Source organism: Mesorhizobium sp. L103C105A0 (assembly GCF_000502215.1).
Classification (GTDB): domain Bacteria; phylum Pseudomonadota; class Alphaproteobacteria; order Rhizobiales; family Rhizobiaceae; genus Mesorhizobium.
In genome coordinates this window covers 42,115-68,268 of sequence record NZ_AYXF01000006.1, presented here as the reverse complement: position 1 = coordinate 68,268, position 26,154 = coordinate 42,115, and the positions used below count along the sequence as shown (strand labels likewise).

21 protein-coding genes and 1 pseudogene are annotated in these 26,154 nt (G+C 63.1%); 10 read left to right on the top strand and 12 right to left on the bottom strand.

Features of this window, described 5'->3' with window-relative positions; all coding sequences use genetic code 11:
* Positions 1 to 99 precede the first annotated feature (99 nt).
* From X727_RS147105 to X727_RS147125, 5 genes are all read right to left on the bottom strand, one after another.
* Positions 100 to 2,133, bottom strand: a complete 2,034-nt coding sequence (locus tag X727_RS147105; protein ID WP_023742034.1) for an aldo/keto reductase — start codon at positions 2,131 to 2,133, stop codon at positions 100 to 102.
* 29 nt (positions 2,134 to 2,162) lie between these two features.
* Positions 2,163 to 3,242, bottom strand: coding sequence for a sn-glycerol-3-phosphate ABC transporter ATP-binding protein UgpC (ugpC, locus tag X727_RS147110; RefSeq protein ID WP_023834532.1), 1,080 nt, complete (start codon positions 3,240 to 3,242; stop codon positions 2,163 to 2,165).
* Positions 3,243 to 3,255: 13 nt separating this feature from the next.
* Positions 3,256 to 4,092, bottom strand: coding sequence for a carbohydrate ABC transporter permease (locus X727_RS147115; RefSeq protein WP_023745910.1), 837 nt, complete (start codon positions 4,090 to 4,092; stop codon positions 3,256 to 3,258).
* A gap of 13 nt (positions 4,093 to 4,105) precedes the next feature.
* Entirely contained in the window at positions 4,106 to 4,966 is an 861-nt protein-coding gene (locus X727_RS147120) for a sugar ABC transporter permease (RefSeq protein WP_023726710.1), read from the bottom strand.
* Between the two features lie 202 nt (positions 4,967 to 5,168).
* Positions 5,169 to 6,437 (bottom strand): ABC transporter substrate-binding protein, encoded by a 1,269-nt coding sequence (locus tag X727_RS147125; RefSeq protein WP_023685055.1) that lies wholly within the window; start codon positions 6,435 to 6,437, stop codon positions 5,169 to 5,171.
* Between the two features lie 106 nt (positions 6,438 to 6,543).
* Between X727_RS147125 and X727_RS147130 the strand changes: the two genes are divergently transcribed.
* The gene (locus X727_RS147130) at positions 6,544 to 7,413 is read left to right on the top strand and encodes a helix-turn-helix domain-containing protein (RefSeq protein ID WP_023831916.1); all 870 of its coding nucleotides are present in this window, start codon (positions 6,544 to 6,546) and stop codon (positions 7,411 to 7,413) included.
* A 192-nt stretch (positions 7,414 to 7,605) separates the two neighbouring features.
* Here X727_RS147130 and X727_RS01000000164810 read toward each other — a convergent pair.
* Positions 7,606 to 9,070, bottom strand: a pseudogene (locus X727_RS01000000164810) (ATP-binding protein).
* Positions 9,071 to 9,126: 56 nt separating this feature from the next.
* Positions 9,127 to 9,798, bottom strand: a complete 672-nt coding sequence (locus X727_RS147135; protein WP_023742038.1) for a winged helix-turn-helix domain-containing protein — start codon at positions 9,796 to 9,798, stop codon at positions 9,127 to 9,129.
* Positions 9,799 to 10,022: 224 nt separating this feature from the next.
* Between X727_RS147135 and X727_RS147140 the strand changes: the two genes are divergently transcribed.
* Entirely contained in the window at positions 10,023 to 11,024 is a 1,002-nt protein-coding gene (locus X727_RS147140; RefSeq protein WP_023834531.1) for a LacI family DNA-binding transcriptional regulator, read from the top strand.
* A 6-nt stretch (positions 11,025 to 11,030) separates the two neighbouring features.
* On the opposite strand, the gene X727_RS147145 is transcribed toward X727_RS147140, so the two are convergent.
* Both X727_RS147145 and rocF read right to left on the bottom strand, forming a co-directional pair.
* Positions 11,031 to 12,092 carry an ornithine cyclodeaminase gene (locus tag X727_RS147145; RefSeq protein WP_023706788.1) on the bottom strand — a complete coding sequence of 354 codons (1,062 nt, stop codon included), beginning with the start codon at positions 12,090 to 12,092 and terminating at the stop codon, positions 11,031 to 11,033.
* On the bottom strand, positions 12,089 to 13,024 hold the full coding sequence (gene rocF / locus X727_RS147150) for an arginase (RefSeq protein ID WP_023834530.1): 936 nt from the start codon (positions 13,022 to 13,024) through the stop codon (positions 12,089 to 12,091). The genes X727_RS147145 and rocF overlap by 4 nt, the downstream gene beginning before the upstream one ends.
* Before the next feature lie 146 nt (positions 13,025 to 13,170).
* Here rocF and X727_RS147155 point away from each other — a divergent pair, with 146 nt between their 5' ends.
* The 4 genes from X727_RS147155 to X727_RS147175 all read left to right on the top strand — a co-directional run bounded on the left by X727_RS147155 (position 13,171) and on the right by X727_RS147175 (position 17,807).
* Complete coding sequence (locus tag X727_RS147155; RefSeq protein WP_023685065.1) at positions 13,171 to 13,611, top strand: Lrp/AsnC family transcriptional regulator; 441 nt, start codon at positions 13,171 to 13,173, stop codon at positions 13,609 to 13,611.
* Positions 13,612 to 14,201: 590 nt separating this feature from the next.
* Positions 14,202 to 15,416 carry a glycosyltransferase family protein gene (locus tag X727_RS147165; RefSeq protein ID WP_023672150.1) on the top strand — a complete coding sequence of 405 codons (1,215 nt, stop codon included), beginning with the start codon at positions 14,202 to 14,204 and terminating at the stop codon, positions 15,414 to 15,416.
* A gap of 1 nt (position 15,417) precedes the next feature.
* Complete coding sequence (locus X727_RS147170; RefSeq protein ID WP_023692899.1) at positions 15,418 to 16,662, top strand: glycosyltransferase; 1,245 nt, start codon at positions 15,418 to 15,420, stop codon at positions 16,660 to 16,662.
* The gene (locus tag X727_RS147175; protein WP_023834529.1) at positions 16,659 to 17,807 is read left to right on the top strand and encodes a glycosyltransferase family protein; all 1,149 of its coding nucleotides are present in this window, start codon (positions 16,659 to 16,661) and stop codon (positions 17,805 to 17,807) included. The genes X727_RS147170 and X727_RS147175 overlap by 4 nt, the downstream gene beginning before the upstream one ends.
* On the opposite strand, the gene X727_RS147180 is transcribed toward X727_RS147175, so the two are convergent.
* On the bottom strand, positions 17,785 to 18,456 hold the full coding sequence (locus X727_RS147180) for a class I SAM-dependent methyltransferase (protein WP_081726163.1): 672 nt from the start codon (positions 18,454 to 18,456) through the stop codon (positions 17,785 to 17,787). The genes X727_RS147175 and X727_RS147180 overlap by 23 nt on opposite strands.
* A gap of 266 nt (positions 18,457 to 18,722) precedes the next feature.
* On the opposite strand from X727_RS147180, the gene X727_RS147185 reads away from it, so the two are divergent.
* From X727_RS147185 to X727_RS147195, 3 genes are all read left to right on the top strand, one after another.
* Positions 18,723 to 21,437 carry an ABC transporter ATP-binding protein gene (locus tag X727_RS147185; RefSeq protein ID WP_023706793.1) on the top strand — a complete coding sequence of 905 codons (2,715 nt, stop codon included), beginning with the start codon at positions 18,723 to 18,725 and terminating at the stop codon, positions 21,435 to 21,437.
* 34 nt (positions 21,438 to 21,471) lie between these two features.
* Positions 21,472 to 21,939 (top strand): cyclic nucleotide-binding domain-containing protein, encoded by a 468-nt coding sequence (locus tag X727_RS147190; RefSeq protein ID WP_023672144.1) that lies wholly within the window; start codon positions 21,472 to 21,474, stop codon positions 21,937 to 21,939.
* Positions 21,940 to 22,050: 111 nt separating this feature from the next.
* A complete protein-coding gene (locus tag X727_RS147195; protein WP_023834528.1) occupies positions 22,051 to 22,902 on the top strand; it encodes an MBL fold metallo-hydrolase in 852 nt (283 codons plus the stop codon).
* Position 22,903: 1 nt separating this feature from the next.
* On the opposite strand, the gene X727_RS147200 is transcribed toward X727_RS147195, so the two are convergent.
* Both X727_RS147200 and X727_RS147205 read right to left on the bottom strand, forming a co-directional pair.
* A complete protein-coding gene (locus X727_RS147200) occupies positions 22,904 to 23,662 on the bottom strand; it encodes a polysaccharide deacetylase family protein (RefSeq protein WP_023831906.1) in 759 nt (252 codons plus the stop codon).
* Complete coding sequence (locus tag X727_RS147205) at positions 23,659 to 24,747, bottom strand: glycosyltransferase family 4 protein (RefSeq protein WP_023834527.1); 1,089 nt, start codon at positions 24,745 to 24,747, stop codon at positions 23,659 to 23,661. Before X727_RS147205 ends, X727_RS147200 begins: the two co-directional genes overlap by 4 nt.
* A 74-nt stretch (positions 24,748 to 24,821) precedes the next feature.
* Here X727_RS147205 and X727_RS147210 point away from each other — a divergent pair, with 74 nt between their 5' ends.
* A complete protein-coding gene (locus X727_RS147210) occupies positions 24,822 to 26,000 on the top strand; it encodes a DUF3095 domain-containing protein (RefSeq protein WP_031196755.1) in 1,179 nt (392 codons plus the stop codon).
* Positions 26,001 to 26,154: the final 154 nt, after the last annotated feature.

Here is a 26,154-nt window from a genome sequence, read left to right as displayed (position 1 = left end):
GGCCTACCTGCCGCTGCAGAAGGAGGTTAGCGCTCCACGCGAGGCGACCCCCTCTGTCGCCTTCGGCGACATCTCCCCCTCAAGGGGGGAGATTAGCTGCTAAGCCCGCCGCCTTTCCGGCCCGCTATCCAGCCACGCCACATCCTCCGCCGACAGCTTGATATCCAGCGCCTTCAAGCTGTCCTCCAACTCGTCCAGCGTGCGCGGGCCGATCAACGGCACCGACGGAAAAGGCTGCGCCAGCACATAGGCGAGCGCGATGTGGATCGGACTTTTGCCCAGGCGCTGCGCCAGCTCGATGGCGCGGTCGCGGCGGCCGAAATTTTTCTCGGAATACCAGACCCGCACCAGCTCCTCATTGTCCTGCTTGTCGCGGCCGGCCCGGTCGGTGAAGAAGCCGCGGCCCTGGCTCGACCAGGCGAAGTTGGGCATCTGCCTTTTCGTCAACCAGGATTTCCAGTCGTCGGTGGACGAGGTGATGCAGCCGGCCCAGATCGGCTCCAGCATCTCGGCCAGCGAGAAATTGTTGGAGAGCACGCCGGGCTTCTGCTTGCCGGTGCGCTCGGCATAGGCAATCGCCTCGTCCATGCGCGCCATCGTCCAGTTCGAGCCGCCGAACGGGCCACGGATGCGGCCGGCCTTGACCTCGGCGTCCATCGCATCGACGAATTCGCCGACCGGCACATCCGGGTTGTCGCGGTGCATGAAATAGAGGTCGACATGGTCGGTCTGCAGCCGGTCCAACGACTGGGCGAGCTGCTTGCCGATGACATCGGGATAGCAGAGCGGCGAGTGCGCGCCCTTGGCGATGATCACCGACTGCTCGCGCACGCCGCGATTCCTGAGCCACTGGCCAAGCAGCGTTTCGGTGTAGCCGGCGCCGTAGACATAGCCGGTGTCGAACAGATTGCCGCCGGCCTCGAAGAAGGCGTCGAGCAGGATTGCGCCCGACGAGAAGGTGCGGAAATCCTCGAAGCCGAGCGCCACCACGGAGGCCGGCTTCGACAGGCCCGGAATCTTGCGCTTGCCAATGGCCGTGCCGCCGGTGCGCAGCGGCCGGCCCGAAATGGTGTTGGTTCGCTTAGCCGGCTTTTCGATCTCATATTCGAGCCCGACGGCGGCGCGCCATCTGTCGAGGACGCGCAGCGTGCCGAGGCTGTCGGCCCAGCTCATGCCCGGCCAGGCGAACTCCTGTTTGCCGGCCAGGATCGCCTCGCCGGCGGCGTCGACCTCGAAGGAATAGAGATGGCGGGTTTCGTTGACGCTGATGGTATCGCGCGTGTCGTCGGCGAGGATTACATCGATCCGGCCAGGGCCGCCATCGCGGTTGCCGCCGCCGGCGAACCAGAAATCCGGCACTTCGATGCGGCCCTTGGTGCCGAGGATGCGCAGCACATTGTCCTGTTTGAGCGAGATGCTGCAGGATACCTCGGCGACGATGCCACCGGGAAAATGCAGCAGCGCCGAGGCCCATTCGTCGACGCCGGACTTGCCGAGATGGGCGGTGCCGACAACCTTGTCCGGCTCGGCGAAGGGTTTTCCAGTCGCAGCCCCGGCAATCAGCCGCACCATCGAGACGGGATAGCCGCCGACATCGAGGATGCCGCCGCCGGCGAGATCGTTGGCGTAGAGCCGGTGCTCGGGCATGAAGCCCGGCATGGCGAAGCCGAAGCTCGACTTCATCAGCCTGACATCGCCGATGACGCCCGACTTGATGAGTTCCACCAGCTTCGCCGTCTGCGGGTGCAGCCGGTACATGAACGCTTCGCCGAGGAAGGTGCCGGCCTTGCGCGCAGCATGGATCATGGCGTCGGCCTCGAAGGCGGTCAGCGCCAGCGGCTTTTCGCACAGCACATGCTTGCCGGCTTCCGCCGCCTTGATTGCCCATTCGGCATGGCCGGGATGCGGGATGGCGATATAGACGGCATCGACCTCGGGGTCGGCGAGCAGCGCGTCGTAACCGTCGAGGATGCGGGCGCCGGGAAACGTCTCGGCCAAGCCTGCCTTGCCGGGATTGCGGGCGCCGAGCGCCACGATCGTGCCGGTGCGCGAGCCTGCCACGCCGCGGGCGAACGCTTTGGCGATGTCGCCGGGCCCGAGTATCCCCCAGCGGATGGGCGCGGTTGCAGTCATGGTCATTCTCCTTGCAAGGCTGGAAGCGCTCAGCGCAGCCGCTGGCCATTTTCATCGAACAGATAGGATTTGCGGATGGACACGGTGATCTCCTGGGTGTCGGGGACCTTTGCCGCGTCGCGCTGGATCACCAGGTCTTCGCCATGGGCGGTCCTGGCATAGATGAAGCTGGTGCCGCCGAGATGCTCGACCACGTCGATGCCGACTGTGAGGTCGGCGTCGCCTTCGCCGCCATTGCCGAAATGTTCGGGCCGCACGCCGACAATGACCTTGGCTCCTGTTTCTGGCACGGCGCCGGTCAACGGTTGCATAATGCGGGTCTTTTCCTCGCCCACCAGCTCGACGGTGACGCTGCTCGTGTTGCGCCCGACGACGCGGCCCTTGATGAAATTCATCTTCGGCGAGCCTACAAAGCCGGCGACGAACTGGTTGTCGGGATTGTCGTAGAGATCGAGCGGCCGGCCGATCTGCTCGACATGGCCACCGCGCAGCACGACGATCCGGTCGGCCAGCGTCATCGCTTCGGTCTGGTCGTGGGTGACATAGATCATCGTCGTACCGAGCTCCTTGTGCAGGCGCGAGATCTCGACCCGCATCTGGACGCGCAGCTCGGCGTCGAGATTGCTCAACGGCTCGTCGAACAGGAAGACTTGCGGTTCGCGCACGATGGCGCGGCCAATGGCGACGCGCTGGCGCTGGCCGCCGGACAATTGCCTCGGCCGCCGCGCCATCAACTCTGTGATGCGCAGGATTTCGGAGGCCCGCTTCACCCGCCGCTCGGTGTCCTCCTTGGGGTTGCCGGTCATCCTGAGGCCAAAGCTCAGATTCTGCTCGACACTCATGTGCGGGTAGAGCGCGTAGGACTGGAACACCATGGCGATGCCGCGCTCGGCCGGCTCGACATCGTTCATCACCTTGCCGCCAATGGCGATCTCGCCGCCGCTGATATCCTCCAGCCCGGCGATCATCCTGAGCAGCGTCGATTTTCCACAACCCGACGGGCCTACGAAGACGACGAACTCGCCATCGGCGATATCGATGTTGGCGTCATGGATAATCTCATAGACGCCGAAGCGTTTTACGACATTGGTGAGGGTGACTGCCGCCATATCGCTGTTGTCCCTACTTGACGGCGCCGGCGGCGATGCCGGCGATGAAATGGCGCTGCAGCAGCACGAAGACGACCAGCATCGGTACGGTCAGCATGACGGCGCCGGCCATGATGCCCCCCCATGAGACCTTGGTCAGGCCGATCAGCGTGCCGAGCGCCACAGGGGCCGTCATCGCGCCGGGCTGGCTGTTGATCAAAAGCGGCCAGAGATAATTGTTCCACGAGGCGAGGAACAGAATGATGGCGAGCGCCGCCAGCATCGGCCGCGCCAGCGGCAAAGCGACGAACAGGAAGATACGCCATTCCTTGACGCCTTCGACTCGCGCGGCGTCGAAAAGGTCGGCCGGCATCATCGAGAAAGCCTGGCGCATGAACAGCACGCCCAGCGAATTGAACAAGGGTGGCACGATCAACGCAATCCAGGTGTTGGCGAGCTGGAAGTCGCGCGCCACCATGATGAATTGCGGGATCAGCACCACCGCATAGGGCAGCGTGATGGTGCCGAGGATGATCGCCACCACCGCGCCCTTGCCGAAGAACTGATAGCGGGCGAGCGCCCAGCCGGCCATCGAGGTCAGCAGCACCGAGAAGAAGGTGTAGGTCACCGCCACCGCCACCGAAATACCGATAGCGCCGATGAAATTGGTGTCGCGCTGCAGGTTGTTGAAATTGTCGACGAAATTGCCGTGCGGCAGAAGCTCGATGCCGGGGCTGAAAATGCCGTTATCGGGCATGGTCGAAAACACCACCATCATCCATAGCGGAAACAGCCAGATCACCGCCAGCGGCGTCAGGACCAGATGCAGCAGGACGCTGCGGCCGAGCCGGCGTTGCGAGAGCGAACTCATTTCGGCGCCCCTCTCATTTCGGCTCTCGTGTCAGCCACAGCTGCACCAGCGTGATGGCGATTGCCAAGCCCGCCATGGTGTAGGCGACGGCCGAGGCATAGCCGAAATTGAGCGAACGGAAGCCCTGGCGGTAAAGCAAGAGGCCGAGCGTCTCGGTGCCGCCGCCGGGACCGCCGCGCTCGGTGATCAGGAACGGTTCGGTGAAAAGCTGCATGGTGCCGATGATCGACAGCACGGCGCAAAACACGATGACCGGCTTGAGCAGCGGCAGCGTTATGTAGAAGAACTGCTTGAGCTTGCTGACGCGGTCGAGCGTCGCCGCCTCATAGACATCCTCGGGGATCGACTGCAGGCCGGCGAGCAGGATGATGGCGTTGTAGCCGGCCCAGCGCCAGGTCACCGCGATCATGATCAGCGCCATGGCCGGGGTGACGTTGGAGAACCAGTCGATCTTGGCCAGGCCGATGCCGGCGAGCAGCTTGTTGATGATGCCGAAATCGAGATTGAACATCAGGCGGAACACGGCGGAATAGGCGACCTCGCCGACCACCACCGGAGCGAAGAAGGCGAAGCGGTAGAGGCCACGTGCTTTCAGCAGCGGCGAGTTCAGCAGCACCGCCATGACGATCGCCAGCGAGATCATCACCGGCACCTGGATGACGAGGATGAGCAGCGTGTTCTTCAGCGCGTTGAAGAAAGCGGGGTCGCCGATCAGGCGGCCCCAGTTGAATGTCGGCGCAAAGCGCCAGGGCACCGTGCGCGTCGCCTGGAAGGAAATCATGAACGAGGAGATGATCGGCCACACCCAGAAGATGGCGAAGATCAGGAGGTAGGGCGTGAGGAAGCGATAGGCCGTGGCGTTCTGGTAGCGCATGGTTCCTCCTCCTTCCTCTTTCCCGGCTGATATCCGGCGTGTTGTTAGCCGGCGGACGCCGCCGGCAATTGGCGATCTGTTGGGCGAGAGCGTCCCTTTCCCCGCCACTATACGGGGAGAGGATGCCGGCAGGCAGGTGAGGGGCAGCGCCAACAGTCCGGCAAATTGCCCTATATCTGGCCCGCCAGCATCACCGCCTTGGTCACTTGATCGGCAGTCCCGTCGCCGAAGCGATCTGGCTGGCGGCGTCGTCGAGGGCGGCCTTGGCATCGGGATAGCCGCCGCCGAGATATTTGGTCTGCACGGCGCGCATGATGATTTCGGCGTCGCTCTGGAACGGCGTGCCGCGGCTCGGCACCACCTTGGGCAGCGTGGCGAGAATGTCCTTCCACACTGCCTGGCCGCCCCAATAGGGCAGGCCCTGCGAGACGTAGGGGTCGTCGAGGGCCGAGATCAGTGACGGCACCAGGCCGAAATCCCTGAGCATGGTGATCTGGCCTTCATTGGTCTCGAGCGTGTATTTCAGATAGGCGTAGGCGGCCTCCTTGTTCTTCGAGGCTGAGGTGATGGCGAGCGACGAGCCTCCGAGATTGGCCGCGCGGGGGCCGTCGGCGGTCAGGCTCGGCATTAGGTAGACACCCCATTTGCCGTTTTCGCCGGCGGATTCGGTGCGGATGGTGCCCTCATACCAGCCGCCATAGACCTGGGTGGCGACGGTGCCGGCGGTGTTGTTGGTGATCTTGGTGCCCCAGTCGGCCGACGAGATGATGCCGGCGTCCTTCATGTCCTTGATCTTGGCCAGCGTGTCGACGCATTTCGGCTGGTTGACGGTGATCGACTGCCCATCGGCGGCGAAATAGCCGCAGCCCTGTTCGTTGGAAATCATGCGGAAGAATTCGGTGTCGCCGTTGAAATCGGCATTGGTCATGGTGACGCCGGGATTGGCGGCCTGGACCTTCTTGCCGGCGGCGATGAAATCGTCCCAGGTCTTGATCGAGGCCGGATCGACCCCGGCCTTCTCGTAGAAGTCGCGGCGGTAGAAGGCGGCGACTGGGCCGGAATCCCACGGCATGGCATAGGCCTTGTCGCCGACCTCCAATTCGGTGCGCTTGAAATCCGGGAATTTCTTCTGGTCGTCGGCGGTGTAGCCCAGCGTGTGCAAATCGACGAAGCAATCGGGGAACTGGCTCCAGTAATTCTCGGCCTCGCCGTTTTCGATCGAGACGATATCGGGCAGGCCGACGCCGCCGGCCGCGCAGCCGGCGATCGACTTGTCATAGGTCGGCTGGTTGCCGAGATCCTGAACGGTGACCTTGACGTCGGGATGCTGTTTGTTGAAGCCGGCCACCGTCGCCTTCAGCGACGAAGCGGCGATATTCCAGCTCCAGATCGTGATTTCGCCGGACTGCGCCAAAGCCGGGGTTGAGCCCAGGCCAAGCGCCAGCGCGGCACAGATCAGTGTCGTGCGCATTGAAATCCTCCCATTTCATTTGCTCTCTCTTCGCGAGCATGGCTAGACTAGGCGGCGCGGAAGGCTTGTCCCTGACAACGGGAATAAAAGATGGGCGGAAAGTAAGATGCCGGAACGGCCGTTTTACCAGCCTGGCGCCAGCAGCGTCGAAGGCCTGCCGATGGCTTTGCAGATGTTTCACAACCATCCGCTGGTGATGCTGAAGCCGCATTGGCATGCCCAGGTCGAGGTCAATTTCATCGTCCGCGGCAGCGTGCACTACCGCATGAACGAGCACGAGATCGCGCTCACGGCGGGCGACATGTGCCTGTTCTGGGGCGGGCTGCCGCACCAGATGGACGATCTCTCCGACGACGCCATCTATGCCGGCGCGCATCTGCCGCTGGTGCATTTCTTCCGCCTGCACCTGCCGACGGATGTCCGCCACCGGCTGATGACCGGCGCCACGCTGGTGACATCGGCGACCGACCAGGCCGACCATCACAATTTCGAGCGCTGGAACCGCTATTTCCGCTCGGGCGATGCGGCGATAACCGAGCACGCCGTGAACGAGCTGCTGCTGCGGTTGGAGCGGGTGCGTTTCGAGCCCTACCGGCTGGTGCCGGAAACCGCCATCGGCCAGGAACCCGGCGGCCCGTTCGACCAGCAATCGCTGCGCAATGTCGGTCGCATGTGCGACTTCATCGCCGAGAATTTCCTCTACGACATAGACTGCGTCGACATCGCGGCGGCGGCCGACATCCATCCCAAATACGCCATGAGCATTTTCAAGAAATCGACCGGCATGACGCTCAACGAATATATGAATCTGCTGCGGCTGAGCTACGCGCAGGCGCTGCTGATGCATGAAGACGCCAATGTGCTGCGCGTCGCCATGGATTCAGGCTTCGGCTCGCTCAGCGCCTTCAACAAATCCTTCCGCAAGCTGGCAGGGATGTCGCCCTCGGATTTTCGCCGGGGTGCGGTGGGCCGATAGGTTCAACGGTCATCTTGATCAACCCGCAGCCGTTCCGGGTGGAAACATGTGCAAGGCTAATCGCGACCGCCTTTGTCGGATGCGATCATCAACTTGGAGAAAGTTGTCAGCGACTTGGCGTTTCATGAGCGCCTTCCCCCACTCCGTCGCTGCTTCGCTCGACGGAGTGGGGTCGACCTGGCTCTGGCGTTGTCATTTCAAGCCGGGACCGGTGCCCTCCGCCCGAGGAAACCCGACAATTACCGCCAGCCCAGGCCGGCGATCCTCCAGCGCAATCGTTGCACCATGCAGGTCGGCGATGGCCCGCACAAGGCTGAGGCCCAGGCCGCTGCCGGGCGTGGTGCGGCTGGAGTCCAGCCGGTAGAGCCGCTGGAACACTTTTTCGCGCTCCTGCGCCGGGATGCCGGGGCCATTGTCGGCGACCTCAGCCAGAATGCGGTCGCCTTGCCGCCNCTTTTTCGCGCTCCTGCGCCGGGATGCCGGGGCCATTGTCGGCGACCTCAGCCAGAATGCGGTCGCCTTGCCGCCGCACCGATAGAAGGATTGCCGTGCCATCGGGGCAATGCCGCAGCGCGTTCTCAACCAGATTGGCAAACAATTGCGTCAGCAGGTCGCGGTCGCCGTGGACCAGGCATGGGGTGCCGTGGACGATCGTGGCCGACAGCGACTTGCCGTCATCCTCGGCGACACCGGCGTAGATTTCGGCAATGGCATCGATGACGCCGGTGAGGTCGAGATCGACAAAGCGCGACTTGCGGGCGCCGGCCTCGATCTGGGCAATACGCAACAGCGCATCGAAAGTATCGTTGATCTGCAGGCTTTCCCCACGTGCCTCCGCCAGCTCATCGGCAACGGCCTCACCCCGCGCGGTCCTGTCGGCCGCAGCTTCCAAAATCATCTGCAGCCGGTTGAGCGGCGTCTTCAGATCATGCGCGATGTCGGCGCTGACCTGGCGCATGCCGTCCACCAGCGCCGCCAGCCGCTCCAGCGCGGCGTTGACCTGGCGCGAGACGCCGTCAATGTCGTCGCCATTGCCGAGCAGTGGAATGCGGGCGTCGAGCCGGCCGTTGGAGACATCGTCCATGGTGGTGGCAATGCCGTCGAGGCGACGCTGCACACGCGACGCCAGCAAGGCGCCGCCAGCCACCGCCAGCCCTGAAATGATCAGGGTGGCCCAGCCGAAGCTCATCAAAACGATGCGTTCCAGCTCCTCGGTTTCGGAGAGCGAGAAGGCGATTGTCAGGCTGTTGGGCCCGACCGAACCGGTCCAGGCGCGGTACATAGTGTCCGGCGCAACGCCTGGCAGGGAAGCGGCAAAATCCGAAAAGCCATCGGGAAGGTCGGCGGCGGTGAAATTCCCGGCCAGGCGATTGCCGGCGGGATCGGTGAGCGAGAACAGCTGTTCCTTGCTCGGGCTGAGCGCGGCGTGGCTGTCGACTGCCGAAACCAGATCCTCCCGGTCGTTTCCGGCATAGGTCACCGCCACGACCGAATAGGTCTCCTTGACCGACTGGTCGAGCTGCTCGGCAAGATCCGCGCTCATCAGCTGGTAGACGATGGCGCCTGACAGGATGAAGGCGAGCACGAACAGCAGGGCGAAGGTCAGGGCCAGCCGAAACGGCGTGCTGCGCAGCAGGCGAGAGCCTGTCTCAGTCATAGTGCGTTTCAGTCATTGCAAGCTTCAGTCATGGCAAGTTTCTGTCATGCCGCGCCTCAGTCGTGAACACTGTAGCCAGTGCTGCGCACGGTGTGGATCAACGCGGTTTCGAACGGCCTGTCGATCTTGGCGCGCAGCCGGCTGATATGGGTTTCGACGACGCTGGTCTTGGGGTCGAAGTGAAAATCCCAGACCCGTTCCAGAAGCATGGTGCGGGTGATGACGCGGCCCTCGCCGCGCATCAGCACTTCGAGCAGGCTGAATTCGCGCGGCTGCAGGTCGATCGCCTGGCCCTGCCTGGTGACGCGGCGCTGGATCAGGTCCATTTCGAGGTCGGCGATGCGCAGCGTCGTCTTCAGCTCCTGCACCGCAGGGCGACGGCCGAGCGCGTTGATGCGGGCGAGCAGTTCGGAAAAGGCGAATGGCTTGACGAGATAGTCGTCGCCGCCGGCCTCGAGCCCTTCAACCCTGTCGTCGACGCCGCCGACCGAGGTCAGAAAGATCGCCGGCGTACGCACGCCCGCTGCCCGCACCGCCTTGATCATCGACAGGCCGTCGAGGCCGGGCAGCATGCGGTCGACGACGATCACGTCATAGGCGTCGCGTGTCGCGGCAAACAGCGCGTCGCGGCCATCGCGCCTGAGGTCGCAGATATGGCCTGCCTCGCCAAGGCCCTTGACGACATAGTCGGCGGTGCGTGGGTCGTCCTCGACAAGGAGAAGTCGCATCGTTGTTCCGATCGTTGGCGATTGAGCAGTTCGCGGCTCTCGAACCTTATCCGGTTGCGACAACAGGTCGACCACCAAGCACCCAGCCTTGCGGCTTTTTCTTGGCGGCAGATCGCTCCGCTCAGCAGGTTGCTCAAAGGGACATTGACACTCGAAAGCTGCGCTCTAGCGTGCGACACATCCGGTTACGCAATCATTAGGCTAATCGAGTCAGGGGACAAGAAATGACGACGATTGCCGATGTCGCGCGCCATGCCGGAGTGTCGGTCGCAACCGTCTCGCATGTGATGAACCGCACGCGCCATGTCGAGCCGGAGACGGCTGAGCGCGTGCATTCTGCCATCGCCGCCTTGCGCTACAGCCCGAACACGCTGGCGCGCAGCCTGAGGCGCGGCGAGACCAAGACCATCGGCCTGCTGCTGCCGGACAATTCCAACCCGTTCTTCGCCGGCGTGGCGCGCCAGATCGAGGATGCCGGCTTCCTTGCCGGCTATACTGTGATCCTGTGCAACTCCGACGGCAGCGCCGAGAAGGAGGAGCGCTACCTCCAGGTGCTGATGGCCAAGCAGATCGACGGGCTGATCTTCGCCGGCTCGTCGGATCATGCGCGGGTGTTCTCCAGCCTTCTGCCCGGCGTCCCGGCGGTGCTGCTCGACCGCGAGATCCATTCGGTCAATGTCGATTCGGTGCTGGTCGATCACGATCATGGCGGCTATCTCGCCGGCCGCTATCTGGCCGGGCTCGGCCACGAGAAGTTCGGCGTCATCGGCGGCCCGCGCGATTCCAGCTCCAGCCCGGCCCGCCTGCGCGGCTTCGCCAGGGCGCTGCAGGAAGCCGGCCTCGACCTGCCGCCGGCCTCGGTGGTGGATTCCGACTACCACTTCGCCGGCGGCCGCACGGCGATGGAGCGGCTGATGGCGCAGGCGCCGGGGATCACGGCGCTGTTTGCCTGCAACGATCTGATGGCCATGGGCGCGCTGACAGTGCTGCGCGGGCGCGGATTGCGGGTCCCCGGCGACATGTCGATGATCGGCTTCGACGACATCCCCTATGCCGTCACCACCTGGCCGCCGCTGACGACGATCGCACAGCCGGTCGAGAAGATCGGCACCCGCGCCGTCAGCCTGCTGCTCGAGCGGGTTGCCGAGCCTGCGGCGCATTCGCGCCGCGAAGTGCTCACCCCGGTGCTCGTCGAACGGGAGAGCTGCGCGCCGTTGAGCGGCTGAAGTCCCTCAGGCGGCGGCCGGCTGCAGCGCTGCCCTGAGCAGCATGCCGAAGAGGTCGCGCGGCTCGTCGGGATCGGCGAGCAGGTCGAGCTCCTCGTAGAGGCCGGTGGCCTGAAGCTGGTCTCTGACATAGCGCAGCGCGGAAAAATCCTCGGTGGCGAAGCCGACGGAATCGAACAAGGTGATCTGTTCCGCCGTCTTGCGGCCTTCCGCCTTGCCGGTCATCACCTGCCACAACTCGGTCACCGGATGGTCGGCGTGGAGCTGCTGGATTTCGCCCTCGATGCGCGTCTGCGGCGAGAACTCGACGAAGATGTCGGAGCGCAAAAGGATGTCGCGGTGCAGTTCCGTCTTGCCGGGGCAGTCGCCGCCGACCGCGTTGATGTGCACGCCGGAACCGACCATGTTGTCGGTCAGAATGGTGGCGGACAGCTTGTCGGCGGTCACCGTGGTGATGATGTCGACGCCTTCCACAGCATCCTGGCCGGTCGCGCAGATGGTGATGTCAAAGCCTTTGCCGGCGAGGTTGCGGGCGCATTTCTCGGAAGCCGAGCGGTCGATGTCGTAGAGCCGCAGCCGGTCGATGCCGAGCAGCGCTTTGAAGGCGACAGCCTGGAATTCGGACTGGGCGCCATTGCCGATGATGGCCATCGAGCGCGCGCCTTTCGGCGCCAGATATTTGGCCGCGACAGCGGAGGTCGCCGCGGTGCGCAGCGCCGTCAGGATCGTCATTTCGGTGAGCAGCATCGGATAGCCGGAGCCGACATCGGCGAGCACGCCGAAGGCGGTGACGGTCTGGCGCCCCTCGCGCATGTTCTTGGGATGGCCGTTGACATATTTGAAGCCGTATAGCCGGCCGTCGCTGGTCGGCATCAGTTCGATGACGCCGTCATGGCTGTGCGAGGCGATGCGCGGCGTCTTGTCGAACAGCTCCCAGCGGCGAAAATCCTCCTCGATATAGGCGGCGAGTTCGGTGAGGAACCGCTCGACGCCGATGGTCAGCACCAGCTTCATCATGCGGTCGACGCTGACGAAGGGGACGATGGCAAGGCGGGAAGGCTGGGTCATGCAATGCTTCCGGAATGGCTGCGGGTCGGGCGGTCCATGATGCGCCGGCCCATCAGGCTGGCGGCGAGGTCGACAATCAGCGTGGCGGTGCGGCCGCGCTCGTCGAGGAACGGGTTGAGCTCGACCAGATCGAGGCTGGAGACCAGGCCGCTGTCGGACAGCATCTCCATCACCAGGTGCGCCTCGCGGAAGGTGGCGCCGCCGGGCACGGTGGTGCCGACGGCCGGCGCGATGGTGGGGTCGAGGAAGTCGACGTCGAGGCTGACATGCAGCAGGCCGTTTTCCTTTTCGACGATGGCCAGGAAGGCGCGCAGCAAAGGTGCGACGCCGTGCTCGTCAATGGTGCGCATGTCGTGCACGGTAACCCCCGCTTCGCTCAGCGCCCGGCGCTCCGCCGGATCGACGCTGCGCAGGCCCATGACGCAGATGTGGGCAGGGTCGACGGCGACAGGCAGGTCCGGGAAATAACCGTTGAAGCCCGGCCGGCCGCTGGCATAGGCGAGCGGCACGCCGTGCAGATTGCCGCTGACGGTGGTATCGAGCGTGTGGAAATCGGGATGTGCGTCGAGCCACAGCACGAAGAGCGGCCGGCCGCGTTCGGCGGCGCGGCGGGCTATGCCCGACACCGTGCCGGCCGATATCGCGTGGTCGCCGCCAAGGAAGATCGGCATGGCGTCTCGCGAAGCCGCATAGGCGGTCTCGGCAATTGCCGCCGTCCAGGCGGAAATCTCCGGCAGGGCCTTCAGCGCGAGATTGCCGTGGACGATTGCGCGCACGGCGGCCGGTTGCACCGCGCCCCAGTCCTCGACCTCGTGGCCGAGTTCCGACAGCACCGAGACAAGCCCGGCCGTGCGCAGCGCGCTCGGCCCCATCTCGCATCCCATCCTGCCGGCGCCGTCCTGCACCGGCGCGCCAACGATCCTGCAGCGCATGGTTTTTGGTGTCCTTGCAAATTGATTGGGCAATTGATGCGTGGAATGAACCATCCTGGACCGGCAGTTTGAACAGGCGAAATTGGCATTTCGAGAAGAATGATTTATCAATTCGATAAGTCAGTTTGGTCAAAGTGGATAGAATCATGGACTTGCTCGACGAAAGGCTGGTCACGCTGCTCAGGCATGATGCCCGGCGCAGCATCTCCGATCTCGCGGTCGATCTCGGGGTGTCGCGCGCCACGGTCAGGGCGCGCATGGAGCGGCTGGAAAAAACGGGCGAGATCATCGGCTACACGGTGGTGCTGCGCGCCGACGCGGTCGACCAGCGGATACGCGGCGTGATGATGATCGAGATCGAGGGCCACGCCGCCGACCGCGTGGTCCGGGCGCTCGGCGGCCTCGCCGAGGTTTCGACCATTCACACCACCAATGGCCGCTGGGACCTGGTGGTCGAACTCGGAACGGCGTCGCTCACCGATTTCGACGCGGTGCTTAGGCGGATACGGCTCATCCCGGGGATAACCGGCAGCGAGACAAGTCTGCTGCTGGCAACGCCGAGGACGACAAGGGCAAGGTTGGCGTAGCCGTCCTTCCGGCCGGCGTGTTCACGCAAAGCTTTGTGACGGATCTGGCGAATGGGTCGCCTGGCTGACGAATCTCATTGGGGCCGCAGCTATCCTCCACATGACGGAGGAAGCCGGCATGACGCGAGATTGCACCAGCTTCAACGGTGCAAGGACCGGACGCTTGCCACAGGCCAAGGCTGATGGCAGGATAAAAGGCCGCAACGTGCGGCCTCTGGCGGCCGTTGTGTTTCGATGGATTATGAAGCATTTTCCCAAGGTGCGGGTTCTCCTCACAATGTGCGGCAGCCTCGTTTCGCCTTGGTCGCCCTTGATTTTTCGCAATGTGCGCTTTGCCTGCCTCAGGCCGCAGGGCATTTAATTCCACGGGGTCAAGCCTCATGACAGAGATTTGTGCTCGGGCCGTCTATCGTCGGCGAAGACAAGGCATGGCGCCACAATCAGCGCCCCTGGCATTCGTGACCTGGTGAAGAATGCCGTTGCGTACCTCTCGCCCCCATGTTTCAAAACAGGTCGATAGACCCGCGAGAATGGTTTCGAAGCCTGCGGGGTTGCCCACGGTCCGGCGAGAATTCTAAAAGACGTTCACAATGACACAGCACGCAAAAGACGCACGAATTCTCATGTACAGCCACGACACGTTCGGGCTCGGCCATTTGCAGCGTTGCCGAACGATCGCGCATTCGCTGGTCGGGGATTTCCGCGGACTTCAGGTGCTAATCATTTCGGGCGCCACCATCGCCGGCGCCTTCGACTACCGCGCCCGCGTCGACTTCGTGAAGATCCCCAGCGTCATCAAGCTGCGAAACGGCGAATACACCTCGCTGGAAAAGGACATCGATCTGCACGAGACGCTAAGGATGCGGCAGTCGATTATCCGCCACACGGCCGAGAGCTTCCGGCCGGATATCTTCATCGTCGACAAGGAACCGCTGGGGCTGCGCGGAGAGATTGAGGATACGCTGTCCTACCTCAAGACGCGGGGCACCACGCTCGTGCTTGGCCTGCGCGAGGTGATGGACGCGCCGCATTTGCTCGAAGCGGAGTGGGCACGCAGGGATGTGATGCGCAAGATCGGCCTGTTCTACGACAAGGTCTGGGTCTATGGCCCGCCGGATTTCTACGATCCGCTGACCGGCCTGGAGGTGCCGCCGGCGGTCAGGGCAAAGATGAAGTTCGTCGGTTTCCTGCAACGGAGCCTGCAGCAGAACCAGTTGCCCGGCCACCGGCCCGAGGGCGACTATATCCTGGTTACCACCGGTGGCGGCGGTGACGGCGCCGACCTGATCCACAACGTCATCGAGGCCTATCAGCAGGATCCGCGATTGCAGCACCGGGCGCTGATCGTGCTTGGGCCCTACATGCCGGCGCGCAAGCGCAACAAGCTGGTCCGGAAGGGGGCCAAGATCCCCTATGTCAAGATCATCGAATTCGACAACCGGATGGAAGAGCTGATTGCCGGCGCCAAGGCGGTGGTGGCGATGGGCGGTTACAACACCTATTGCGAGATACTGTCTTTCGACAAGCCGGCGCTGATCGTGCCGCGCGTCACGCCGCGCGAGGAACAGCTGATCCGGGCACGGCGCGCAGCCGAACTCGGCCTCATCGAGATGCTTTTGCCCGAGGAGGCCGAGGATGCCCAGCGGTTTGCCGATGCGCTGCAGGTTTTGCCGGGCCGGCCGCGCCCATCGCAGAGCAATGCGCATCTGACGCTGGAAGGGCTGCCTCATATTTCCGAAATCGTCGCGGAACTGCTCGACCGGCGGGCCGGCCATCACCTTTCGGTCATTGAAGGCATGAACTGAGTTGCAACACCGCAAGATCGTCGTGGTTCTGAAGGGCTACCCGCGGCTGTCGGAAACCTTCATCGCGCAGGAGCTGCTCGGTCTGGAGCGTGCGGGGTTCGACCTGATACTTTTCGCGCTCAGGCGGCCGACCGACGCAAAACGTCATCCCGTGCATGACGAGATCAAGGCCCCCGTCCATTATCTGCCGGAATATCTGCACAGAGAGCCGCTGCGCGTGGTTCGATCGCTGTTTGCCTGTCTGCCGCGGCCTGGCTTCTGGCGCGCGCTCAGATCGCTCGCTGCCGATATCCGCCGCGACTTTACCCGCAATCGCGCGCGGCGCTTCGGGCAAGCGCTGGTGCTGGCGGCCGAATGGCCGCAAGATGCCGGATGGCTGCATGCCCATTTCGCGCACACGCCGGCATCGGTGACGCGCTATGCCAGCCAGCTTCGTGGCTTGCCCTGGAGCTGCTCAGCCCATGCCAAGGACATCTGGACGTCGGCGGACTGGGATCTGGCCGGCAAGCTTTCCTCGGCGCGCTGGACGGTCACGTGCACGAAAACCGGCTTCGACCATCTGAAAAAACTCGCCAACGGCAGTTCGTCCGTGCATCTGAGCTACCATGGGCTCGACCTTGACCGCTTCGGCAGTTTCGGCGAGGCGCGAAAACAGCGTGACGGCTCGGCGCCGGCCGAACCGGTCATGATCTTGAGTGTCGGACGCGCCGTTGAAAAGAAGGGCTATGATACGTTGCTGGAGGCTCTTGCCCTCTTGCCTGGCGATCTGGCGTGGTGTTTCGAGCATATCGGTGGCGGCGAGGAACTGAAACGGCTGAAGGCGCTGGCGCAAAGGCTCGGACTGGAGGGGCGCGTCTCCTGGAAAGGCGCGCTGGCGCAGGAGGAGGTGCTTGAGCACTACCGCAGCGCCGACATCTTCGCTTTGGCCTGCAGGATCACCGCGGATGGCGACCGGGACGGCCTGCCGAATGTTCTGGTGGAGGCGGCCAGCCAGCGGCTTGCCTGCGTGTCGACCGATATTTCCGGCGTGCCGGAGCTTTTATCGTCGGATGAAACCGGGCTGCTGATTCCCTCGGAAAACCCGACTGCCCTGGCACAGGCGCTGGAGCGCCTGATCCGCGATCCCGTCCTGCGCGTCCGCCTCGGCGACGCCGCGGAGCGGCGCGTGCGAAGCAATTTCGATCATGTGGCAGGCATTGGACAGCTCAAGGAACTGTTCGAGCGGGAGTGGCGGGCCGCCGAATGAAGCGGCTGCGCGCTTTCTTCTATGTTCAGCACCTGCTCGGCATCGGCCATCTCGCGCGCGCCAGCCGCATTGCGGCGGCTCTGGTCGATGACGGGTTCGACGTCACCGTCGTGACCGGCGGAGCGCCGATCGCGGGATTTCCGGGATCGGGTGTAAAATCCGTGACCCTGCCGCCTGTCACCTCCGGTGACGAAGGATTTTCCGGACTTGTGGACCTGCAGGGCAAAGCCATCGACGATGATTTCAAGAGGCGGCGCTCAGAGATGCTGCTGCAGGCTTTCCGGGATTACAGGCCCGACATCGTCATTATCGAGGCGTTTCCCTTTGGACGCCGGCAGATGCGTTTCGAACTCTTGCCACTGATCGAGGCCATCGAAGCGACATCGCCCAGACCGCTGCTGGCGGCGTCCGTCCGCGACATCCTTCAGGAGCGCGTGAAGCCGAGCCGAAACGAAGAAACGGTCGATCTCGTCAACAGGTATTTCGATCTTGTCATGGTCCATGGCGATCCGGCTTTCGCAACCATCGACAAGACATTTCCGCTGGCTGGGGCGATCAGGGCCGAGGTCGCCTACACCGGGCTCGTTGCTGCGCCGCCGGCGCAAGCGGCCTCAGAGCGCTTCGACGTTCTGGTGTCGGTTGGCGGCGGGGCGGCCGGAAAGAGCCTTGTCAGATCCACCGTCGCGGCGGCGCGAAATGCCGACAACGCCTGGACATGGTGTTTGATCACCGGCCCAAACCTGCCGAAGGACGAGTTTGACGCGATTTCACGCGATGCCTCCCCACGCCTGTCCATCTTCCGGTTCCGCGAGGATTTCGCCAGCCTGCTGACCGGCGCCCGCCTGTCGGTCTCGCAGGCGGGTTACAACACGGTCTGCGATGTCATGCGCGCGGGGTGTCGCTCGCTGCTCGTTCCATTTGCAGCCGGCGGGGAAACCGAGCAGACGCGTCGCGCTCTGATGCTCGAAGAGCTCGGTCTTGCAACGGTGCTGACGGAACAGGACCTGACGCCTGAAGGTCTGGCGCATGCGATCGAGCAGGCGCTTGCCGGACCGCCGCCAGCCGCGCATCGTCTCGATCTGGAAGGGGCGCGGCGCTCGGCGCAAATCCTGTGCGAGCGCTTCAAACAGCTCCGATCAGCATGAAGCGTGTATAATTTTTTGTCGGCAATTCGCCGGAGAACCTGATCTGCCGCAGCGCCGCCATGGCTTCGAAGGCTGCAAGTGACGCCACGCAGTTGATGTGCGTCGGCTCGCTGAAATAATCGTTCGACTGCAGCAGCACGTTCGTACCCCGCGGAAGCAGGGCAAGCCAGGCGCTGAGATCGGCTATGTGTTCGCAGCTCGTATTGACCACCAGGTCAGGCCCGCCGGCGGCATAGTCGAGTGTGTACATATCTGCCGTCAGCGCTTGAAACCGCTCGCCGGCTTGCCGGTTGAGTGTCCGGGCGACCGCGCCGACTTCGGGATCGATGTCGATGCTGTCGATCGCCCCGATGTCGAAGCGGGCGTCATTGAAAAGCATCGCCGGCAATACGCCGTACCATCCACCCAGAACCCATATGCGCTCGAACCGGCCGCCGCAGCTTTCGAACAGCCTGTCGAGCGCCCACATCTTGCAGGCGACCTGCTTGTGGTTGAAGGCATTGGCGATATCGGCCTGCGGATGCTTGGCGATGACGCGCGCCAGCCCGGCCACGAGAGGGTGGTCGACATAGGCGGCAATTCCCCGCGTGAGGTCCAGGGCTTGCTCATGCCCACCCATGCCGGCATTGCGTGGTTGCGTGACATCCATCATATTCGTCTTCTATGTTGGGATTTCGGGCGACACAACGCAATCTTGCCTCTTGCAAGCCTGTTCGACTTGCGGACGCGACTGTGGCGCAAGCCGTTTCGCCATTGACCGGAGGAGGCCGATTGCATTTGTCCGGACCATCGGCGCCCATCCGTCTGGCGCGCAGCTGCCGCTTCGAACTGGTCGATGGCAGCGAAGACATGGCCGATACACCATTCGCCAGCAGGTGCCTTTACATTCTGCATCCTTCAAACTGACAATCGCATATGGAAACCAGCCTAGCCCGCTATATCTGGACGCACACCAGGAAGCAGCAGCTCTGGATATTGATGATCGTCGTGCTTTCGATGGTCCCGTATTTCATGTCGTTCGACCTGCCGAAGCTGATCGTCAACGGCCCGATCCAGGGCAAGGGGTTCGAGCAACCGGGCGCGACCCTGCCATTCATGAGGTTGCACTATAACCTGCCGTTCATCGGCGAGGTGCAGTTCTTCTCCGGTTTTCAGCTCGACCGCACGTCGACGCTGCTTGCGCTCAGCCTTGTTTTCCTCTTGCTGGTCGTCATCAACGGCTTGTTCAAGCTCTACATCAACACTTACAAGGGCCGGCTCGGCGAACGCATGCTGCGGCGTATTCGTTTCGATCTGGTCGATCGTGTGCTGCGGTTTCCGCCGGTTTACTTCAAGCGGGTGAAATCCGCCGAAGTGGCGACCATGGTGAAGGACGAGGTGGAGCCGCTGGGCGGCTTCATTGGCGATGCCTTCCTGCAGCCGGTGCTGCTCGGCGGCCAGGCGCTGACGGCCATGCTGTTCATCATGGTCCAGAACGTCTGGCTCGGAATGATAGCGGTCGTGATCGTGGCGATCCAGATCGTGCTTATCCCGCGAATGCGGCGGCGGCTGCTCGTGCTCGGGCGCCAGCGGCAGTTGACGGCGCGCGCGCTTTCAGGCCGGGTTGGCGAAATCGTCGACGGCATCGGCGCGGTTCACGTCCACGATACGTCGAACTACGAGCGCGCCGACATAGCAGCCCGGCTCGGGCTCATCTTCAAAATCCGCTTCGATCTTTACCAATGGAAATTCATGGTAAAGTTCCTCAACAATTTTCTCGCGCAGCTCACGCCCTTTCTGTTTTACATGATCGGTGGCTATCTGGTCATCCAGGGGAGGTTGGATGTCGGCCAGCTCGTGGCCGTGATCGGCGCTTACAAGGACTTGCCCGGACCGATGAAGGAACTGATCGACTGGGATCAGGACCGGCAGGATGTCCAGGTCAAATATCAGCAGGTCGTCGAACAGTTCACCGTCGAGAATATCATCGCGCCGGAAATCGGAGCACTGACGGTCGACGATCCCGATCCGATGACCAAGCCGCTGTCGGCGGTCAGCCTGTCGATAGCAGACGATGGCGGCGCAATGCTCCTCAATCGCATCTCGCTCGAGGTCAAGCCGGGTGAGACGGTGGCTCTGGTCAGCACCGCAACAGGGGGAGCGGAGGCGCTTGCGGAAGCCTTTGCGCGGCTGACCTGGCCGGACAGCGGAAGGATCGTTTCGGGCTCCGATGACTTGCTTGATCTCCCCGAAGCCGTGACCGGCCGGCGCATGTCCTACGCTTCGTCGGATGTTTTCCTGTTCCAGGCAAGCCTGCGCGACAATTTGCTCTACGGTTTGAAGCATGCGCCGCTGACATCGGTGACATATGACGGCGCAGCGGCGGACCAGCACCGTTGGAATATCGACGAGGCGCGCCGGTCGGGCAATCCGGATCTCGATATCCGCAGCGACTGGATCAACTATGCCTCCGCCGGCGCCACCGGCCCGCACGACCTCTTCGAAGCCGTGCGCCGGGTGCTCGACGCGGTTCTTCTGTCGCGCGACATTCTGGATCTTGGCTTGCGCTCTTCGGCCGACCTCAAGCGCCACACGAAGCTTGCCGAGCGGATCGTCGAATTGCGTGCGGCGCTGCGAACCCGGTTGGAGGAAGAAGGCCTGAGCGCGCTGGTGGTTCCTTTTGAACCGGGCGCCTACAACAAGGAAGCGACGATCGGCCAGAACCTGCTCTTCGGCGCCGCGGCCGGCCCCGAACTGGCTCACAAGGCACTGGCGTCCAATCCCTATTTTGCTTCCGTGCTGAAGCAAGCCGGCCTCGACCGCACGCTCTACGAAATGGGCATGGAGATCGCCGAACAGGCGATCGAGCTGTTTGCCGACCTGCCGCCCGAACACCAGTTCTTCCAGCAGCTCGCCTTCATGAGCGCCGAGGAGATACCCGCCTACGAAACCTTGCTGCAACGGCTCAAGAATCGCCCCTACGATGCGGTTTCGGAGAACGACCGCGCCATGATGGTCACCTTAAGCTTTGCCTATATCGAGCCCCGGCATCGCTTCGGCCTGTTGACCGACGAGCTGATGAGCAAGATCATCGCTGCACGCAACCAGTTCTATGAAAACCTGCCGGCCGAGCTGGAGAAAGCTGTCGAACGGTTTGATCCTGCCAAATACATCGCCGCGGCCACCGTCATGGACAACGTCCTGTTCGGGCGTGTCGGCAACAACCATCCCGACGCGCCGGACCGTATTCGCTCCATCGTCTATGATATTCTTGACGAACTGGGACTTTATGCCGAGCTTCTGGATGTCGGCCTGGACTTCAACGTCGGCGCCGCCGGCAGGCGGCTGACCGGCGGACAGCGACAGAAGCTCGATGTTGCCCGCGCCTTGCTCAAGCGTCCCGATTTCCTCATTCTCAATCGGCCGCTGTCGGCGCTCGACCAGCGCGTGCAGGACAAAGTGTTGCGGAATGTGCTCGACGAAGCCAGACGCGACGGCCATTCGCCGGCAATTGTGTGGGTGGTGACGAATCCGGCAATGGCGGCGATGTTCGATCGGGTTGTGGTCTTTGACTCAGGCCAATTGGTGGAAGACGGAACACACGAGACACTCTTGGCGGGAAACGGTATCTTCAAGGAACTTGTGTCATAGTCTGGCAAACGCGAATTCAGGAAGGTTTGCGACAATGCTGCTCAAGGATGAAGTTGGAATGCTGCAACGCGTTCCCTTGTTCTCTGGCATCGAGCCGACAAAGCTCAAGCTGCTCGCGTTCACGTCCGATCGCGTGAACTACAGTGCCGGCCAGATTCTTTTCCGGCAGGGCGACGAGGCAGACGCCGCCTATGTCATCCTTTCGGGCAGCGCGGATATTCTGGTCGATTCCGACAATGGGCCGATCAAAGTTGCTGAATTGCTGCCAAATTCGATCGTTGGCGAGATTGCCATATTGTGCAACAGCTCCCGTACTGCCACCGTCAAAGCGGCAAGTGAGCTGGAGGCCTTGAGAATCCGCAAGGACCATTTCCTGAGGCTTATGAAGGAGTTTCCCGAAATGACCATCGAGATATTGCGGGTTCTTGCCGATAGGCTAAGCAGTACGACCGCGGACCTGATCGACGCACGAACGGCCGAGAGCGATTCACAGTTGCACTGAAGCGGCGAGCCGCTCTGTTTCTTTGTTTTGATGCAGTTTCCGGAACCGTGTCACACCTTTCCTGGAACGACTCTGGCAGCAGTTGGTTGGCTACGATGGGCGAAAGGGTGCATGGACGACGATTTCTTCCTTGTCAGGTTTTGGGGCGTGCGCGGCAGCATTGCGGTGTCGGGGCCAGAATTTGCTCGCTATGGCGGCAACACGATCTGCATCGAGATGCAATGCGGCAAGCATACGCTTCTGTTCGACGCGGGCTCCGGCTTGCGGCCTGCCGGCAGGACGCTTCGGGCGGCGGGCGTCACCGATTTCGACCTGTTTTTCACCCATTGCCACTACGACCACGTCATCGGGCTGCCGGCTTTCAAGCCTATTTATGAACGAGGCATCAAAGTTGCGCTTTGGTCCGGGCATCTGGCTGGACGCATGACGACGCGGCAGATGGTCGATGAATTCATTCGGCCGCCATGGTTTCCGGTGACACTCGGTGTCTGCAAGGCGAGCCTCGACTGCCGCGATTTCGCATCCGGAGACGTGCTTCGGCCGCGCGAAGGAGTTGTTGTGCGGACCGGTAGTCTTACCCATCCGGGCGGCTGCATCGGCTACCGGGTCGAATGGGGGGGCCGCGTCGTGGCGGTCATCACAGACACCGAGCACGAGCCGGGCAAACTCGATCCGGCGGTGCTCGGCCTGATCGAGAATGCCGACCTCGTCATTTACGATTGCACCTACACCGAGGAGGAAATGGAGCGCTACCGCGGCAACGGGCACTCGACATGGCAACAGGGCGTCAAGCTCTGCGAGGCGGCCGGCGCGCGCGGGCTTGCGCTGTTTCACCACGATCCGGCACGCACCGACGATGAGCTGGACGAGATGGAGAAACTGGCCAAAAACAGATTTGCCGGCGCTTTTGCGGCGCGGGATGGCCAGACGCTCACATTTCCAGTCTTGCACAAAAAGCGCTGAGCTATTTTCCGGCGCTGCGTTCTGTCAGTGTGCTGATCGGAAGCCATGCGCAGGCTTCGGTCCGCGCGGTGATCGTGAACAGCCGTTCGAGGAAAAGCCATGCCGATTCATCATGGACGAGATGGTGGGTGAGCAGGCCGACCGGTTCGCCGCCGTCGAATGCACGCTGCAATTGCGCGACGATGGCCTGAACCAAGAGACCATGATCGCGGCAGCCGCGCGTGCCATGCCAATCCATGATGTCGACATTGCTGTTGATGACCGCCAGGGAAGCCGGCCTTGGCGGCCCGAACACCGACAATGCCGCAAATCCTATCGATCCGAGGTCGGGTACCAGGCCGACATCGATCCGGTTCCAGGGCGGCACCAGCATCGGAACCGCACGTGCGCCGTGCAGGCCGGTTACACGCGACAGCCCGCCGGCCAGCTCATCCAGCACCACCTCGCGTGGCCGATGCGCGCCGAGCTCCTGCTTTTTTTGACCCTCGGGCGCATGATTTCGGTGCGCCCAGCCATGAATGGCGACCGTGGCATGCGGCGCCGCGTCAAGCCGGACGACAAGCTTCCCGTCGGTCTGGGCCGGAATGACGGCCAGAGTGACCGGAACCGCGAAGTCACCGGTGAGGTCGAGCAAGCGATCGAGTGCCGGCGTTGGATCCACGGCGTCATCGTCGCGCAGCCAGAACTCTGCCTTGCGGCCCGCCCGTTGCCGGTGCGCCAGCTCGTCCACCAGGGGCTGCCAAGTCGGGTCGGATGTCATGACAACGGGATCATCTTGAGAAGTTCCGCAAGACGGGCCTTTGCAGCACCGAGAGAGCGTTCTTCGAGAACGAAACGTCTGGCCTCTGCAGCCATGATGGTTCTTTCGTCATTATCGGCCAGAAGCCTTGCAATTGCGGAAGCGAACGCCGCCAGATCGCCCGGCGGGGTGAGAAACCCGGTCTGGCCATGCCGCACAACCTCCGGCACGCCGGCAATGTCCTGAGCCACCACCGGAAGGCCGGCGGCCTGTGCTTCAAGATAGGCAATGCCATAGGCCTCGCCGTAACCCGGCCAGACGTAGATTCCCCCGCGATAGAGGACATCCGGCACGGCGACCGGCTCAATCGCGCCAAGCCATTCGATACGGTCGGCGGGCAAGCCGGCGAATTGAGCCTTTACCTCGTCACGGGCAGGTCCGTCCCCGACGACCGACAGCGTCCAGGGGAGGTGGCCGATCAACCCGAGCGCCTGCGCCAGCATGCGATAGCTCAAGACCTTGTCGCCCGGGCGCATCATGGCGACGGTCACGAGGCGCGTCGGATAATCCAGTACCGGCATTTCGTGGAATGCCGATGTGTCGATGAAGGGTGAAAGCATACCGAGAGCGGCGTGGGGAACAGCATCCGCCAGCCCCTGGCGATCCCTTTGCGTGAAGCAGATGTTCAGCGCCGCCTGCTCGATGGCTCGCGCCACCAATGCCTGGCTATCGGCCCACGAACCGGCGTTGCGCCGTTCGGAATAGGAGGCTTCGGCCGTCACATAGGGGACAGCAAAGGCCAACGCCAGCTCGGGCCCGATCAGGTCGGGCGCCTTGTAGTAGGGATGATAGGAGAACCAGAGATCGGGCTTGCCGTCACGGTCCCAAAGCCTTGTCAGTCGCGCGGCTTCGTCCCGGGCCTCGATCATGAGCGCATCGAAACTTTTCGGTTCCGGCTGGCGTAGATAGAAGCGCAACTCCGATGCCAGTTCGACGCTATGCCCGCCATGCTGCAGCGCCTGGACCAGCATCCGTGCCATCTGGCGGTCGCCGGAGACAACGGGATGATTGGGCGACTTCAGCGGGGCGTAGAAGGCAATTCGCATCGCGCGATCCTATCATCGCAAAGCCTGCCCAAGTCAATTTCGAGGCATGATCGACTTCACCTTCAAGCGCAGGAATGTGCTATCTGATGCTTATGGAAACAGCAGTCGCGTCCGACCCGTTCGTCGCTTCTTTGCCGGTCTTCGCAAAGTTCGAAAGCGTTGCCGATATCGACAACTATCGGCCTCTCCCCGATGGCTGGGCGCTGGCCACCGCCGACATCGTCGGCTCGACCAAGGCGATCGAGGCCGGGCGCTACAAAACCGTCAATATGGCCGGCGCCAGCGTCATTTCGGCGCTGCTCAATGCACTGGGCCGGCAAGATCTTCCCTTCGTCTTCGGCGGCGACGGCGCGCTCGTGGCGTTTCCCGGCTCGGCGCTGGAGATCGCCCGTAACGCGCTGGCTTCTGTCCAGAGATGGGTGGCGGACGAACTGGACCTGACCTTGCGTGCCGCAATCGTGCCGATAAAGGACATAAGAGCGCAAGGCCTCGACGTTCGCGTGGCGAGGTTCCAGGCCTCCGAAGCAGCCTTCTATGCCATGTTCGCCGGCGGCGGCGGCAGTTGGGCGGAAGCCGAAATGAAAGCCGGGCGCTACCGCGTCGACCCCGCCCCGGCCGGCGCGCGGCCGGATCTGACCGGCCTCTCCTGCCGCTGGAACCCGATCGAAGCCCGGCATGGCGAAATTGTCTCGATCATAGCCGTGCCGGGGGCATCGCGCGACTTGCGTGGTTTCCAGTTTCTGGCTTCCGACATCATCGCCCTTGCCGGCAGGCAGGAGCGCGATGGCCACCCGGTGCCGGTGGACGGTCCGGCCTATAGTCTCTTGCCCGCCGGTCTCGATGTCGAGGCACGGGCCACGGCGCCGCCGGGGCGGCGGTGGCTGGCCAAGCTGTGGGTGATCTTCCTGATGACGCTTACGGCCGTCACCGACAAATTGGGCTGGACGATCGGCGGTTTCGACCCGAAGGTCTACAAGCGCGAGGTGGCCAGCAATTCGGATTTCCGCAAGTTCGACGACGGCTTGAAGATGACCATCGACGTCGACGCGGATGTGTTGCAGCGGATCGAGAACCGGCTGAAACAGGCGGAAGAGGCCGGCATCTGCAACTATGGCCTACACCGCCAGAAGTCGGCCTTGATGACATGCCTCGTCATCTCGCCGCTGCAGCGCGATCATGTTCACTTCATCGATGGCGCCGCCGGCGGCTATGCAATGGCTGCCGCAAGCCTGAAGGCGAAGGCGCCGGTCTGACGACGGCTTGGGGAAATCGATTTTCCGCAATGCGCCTCGGCCATGGTTCTTGAGACCCGGCGAGCCCGACGGTGCCTGAGCCGACCAATTTTTTGCGCGATGTCAGGATCGGGATTGCACTTCGCCGGCAGCCTCGCCACATAGTGTCGCAGGT

Coding starts and splice junctions, on each gene's coding strand:
- X727_RS147155 (WP_023685065.1), top strand. CDS start 13,171: ATGGACTTGCTCGACGAAAGGCTGGTCACGCTGCTCAGGCATGATGCC.
- X727_RS147125 (WP_023685055.1), bottom strand. CDS start 6,437: ATGCGCACGACACTGATCTGTGCCGCGCTGGCGCTTGGCCTGGGCTCA.
- X727_RS147205 (WP_023834527.1), bottom strand. CDS start 24,747: ATGCGAATTGCCTTCTACGCCCCGCTGAAGTCGCCCAATCATCCCGTT.
- X727_RS147210 (WP_031196755.1), top strand. CDS start 24,822: ATGTGCTATCTGATGCTTATGGAAACAGCAGTCGCGTCCGACCCGTTC.
- X727_RS147165 (WP_023672150.1), top strand. CDS start 14,202: ATGACACAGCACGCAAAAGACGCACGAATTCTCATGTACAGCCACGAC.
- X727_RS147185 (WP_023706793.1), top strand. CDS start 18,723: ATGGAAACCAGCCTAGCCCGCTATATCTGGACGCACACCAGGAAGCAG.
- ugpC (WP_023834532.1), bottom strand. CDS start 3,242: ATGGCGGCAGTCACCCTCACCAATGTCGTAAAACGCTTCGGCGTCTAT.
- X727_RS147115 (WP_023745910.1), bottom strand. CDS start 4,092: ATGAGTTCGCTCTCGCAACGCCGGCTCGGCCGCAGCGTCCTGCTGCAT.
- X727_RS147195 (WP_023834528.1), top strand. CDS start 22,051: ATGGACGACGATTTCTTCCTTGTCAGGTTTTGGGGCGTGCGCGGCAGC.
- X727_RS147105 (WP_023742034.1), bottom strand. CDS start 2,133: ATGACTGCAACCGCGCCCATCCGCTGGGGGATACTCGGGCCCGGCGAC.
- X727_RS147175 (WP_023834529.1), top strand. CDS start 16,659: ATGAAGCGGCTGCGCGCTTTCTTCTATGTTCAGCACCTGCTCGGCATC.
- X727_RS147200 (WP_023831906.1), bottom strand. CDS start 23,662: ATGACATCCGACCCGACTTGGCAGCCCCTGGTGGACGAGCTGGCGCAC.
- X727_RS147120 (WP_023726710.1), bottom strand. CDS start 4,966: ATGCGCTACCAGAACGCCACGGCCTATCGCTTCCTCACGCCCTACCTC.
- X727_RS147140 (WP_023834531.1), top strand. CDS start 10,023: ATGACGACGATTGCCGATGTCGCGCGCCATGCCGGAGTGTCGGTCGCA.
- X727_RS147135 (WP_023742038.1), bottom strand. CDS start 9,798: ATGCGACTTCTCCTTGTCGAGGACGACCCACGCACCGCCGACTATGTC.
- X727_RS147145 (WP_023706788.1), bottom strand. CDS start 12,092: ATGACCCAGCCTTCCCGCCTTGCCATCGTCCCCTTCGTCAGCGTCGAC.
- X727_RS147190 (WP_023672144.1), top strand. CDS start 21,472: ATGCTGCTCAAGGATGAAGTTGGAATGCTGCAACGCGTTCCCTTGTTC.
- X727_RS147180 (WP_081726163.1), bottom strand. CDS start 18,456: ATGGATGTCACGCAACCACGCAATGCCGGCATGGGTGGGCATGAGCAA.
- rocF (WP_023834530.1), bottom strand. CDS start 13,024: ATGCGCTGCAGGATCGTTGGCGCGCCGGTGCAGGACGGCGCCGGCAGG.
- X727_RS147130 (WP_023831916.1), top strand. CDS start 6,544: ATGCCGGAACGGCCGTTTTACCAGCCTGGCGCCAGCAGCGTCGAAGGC.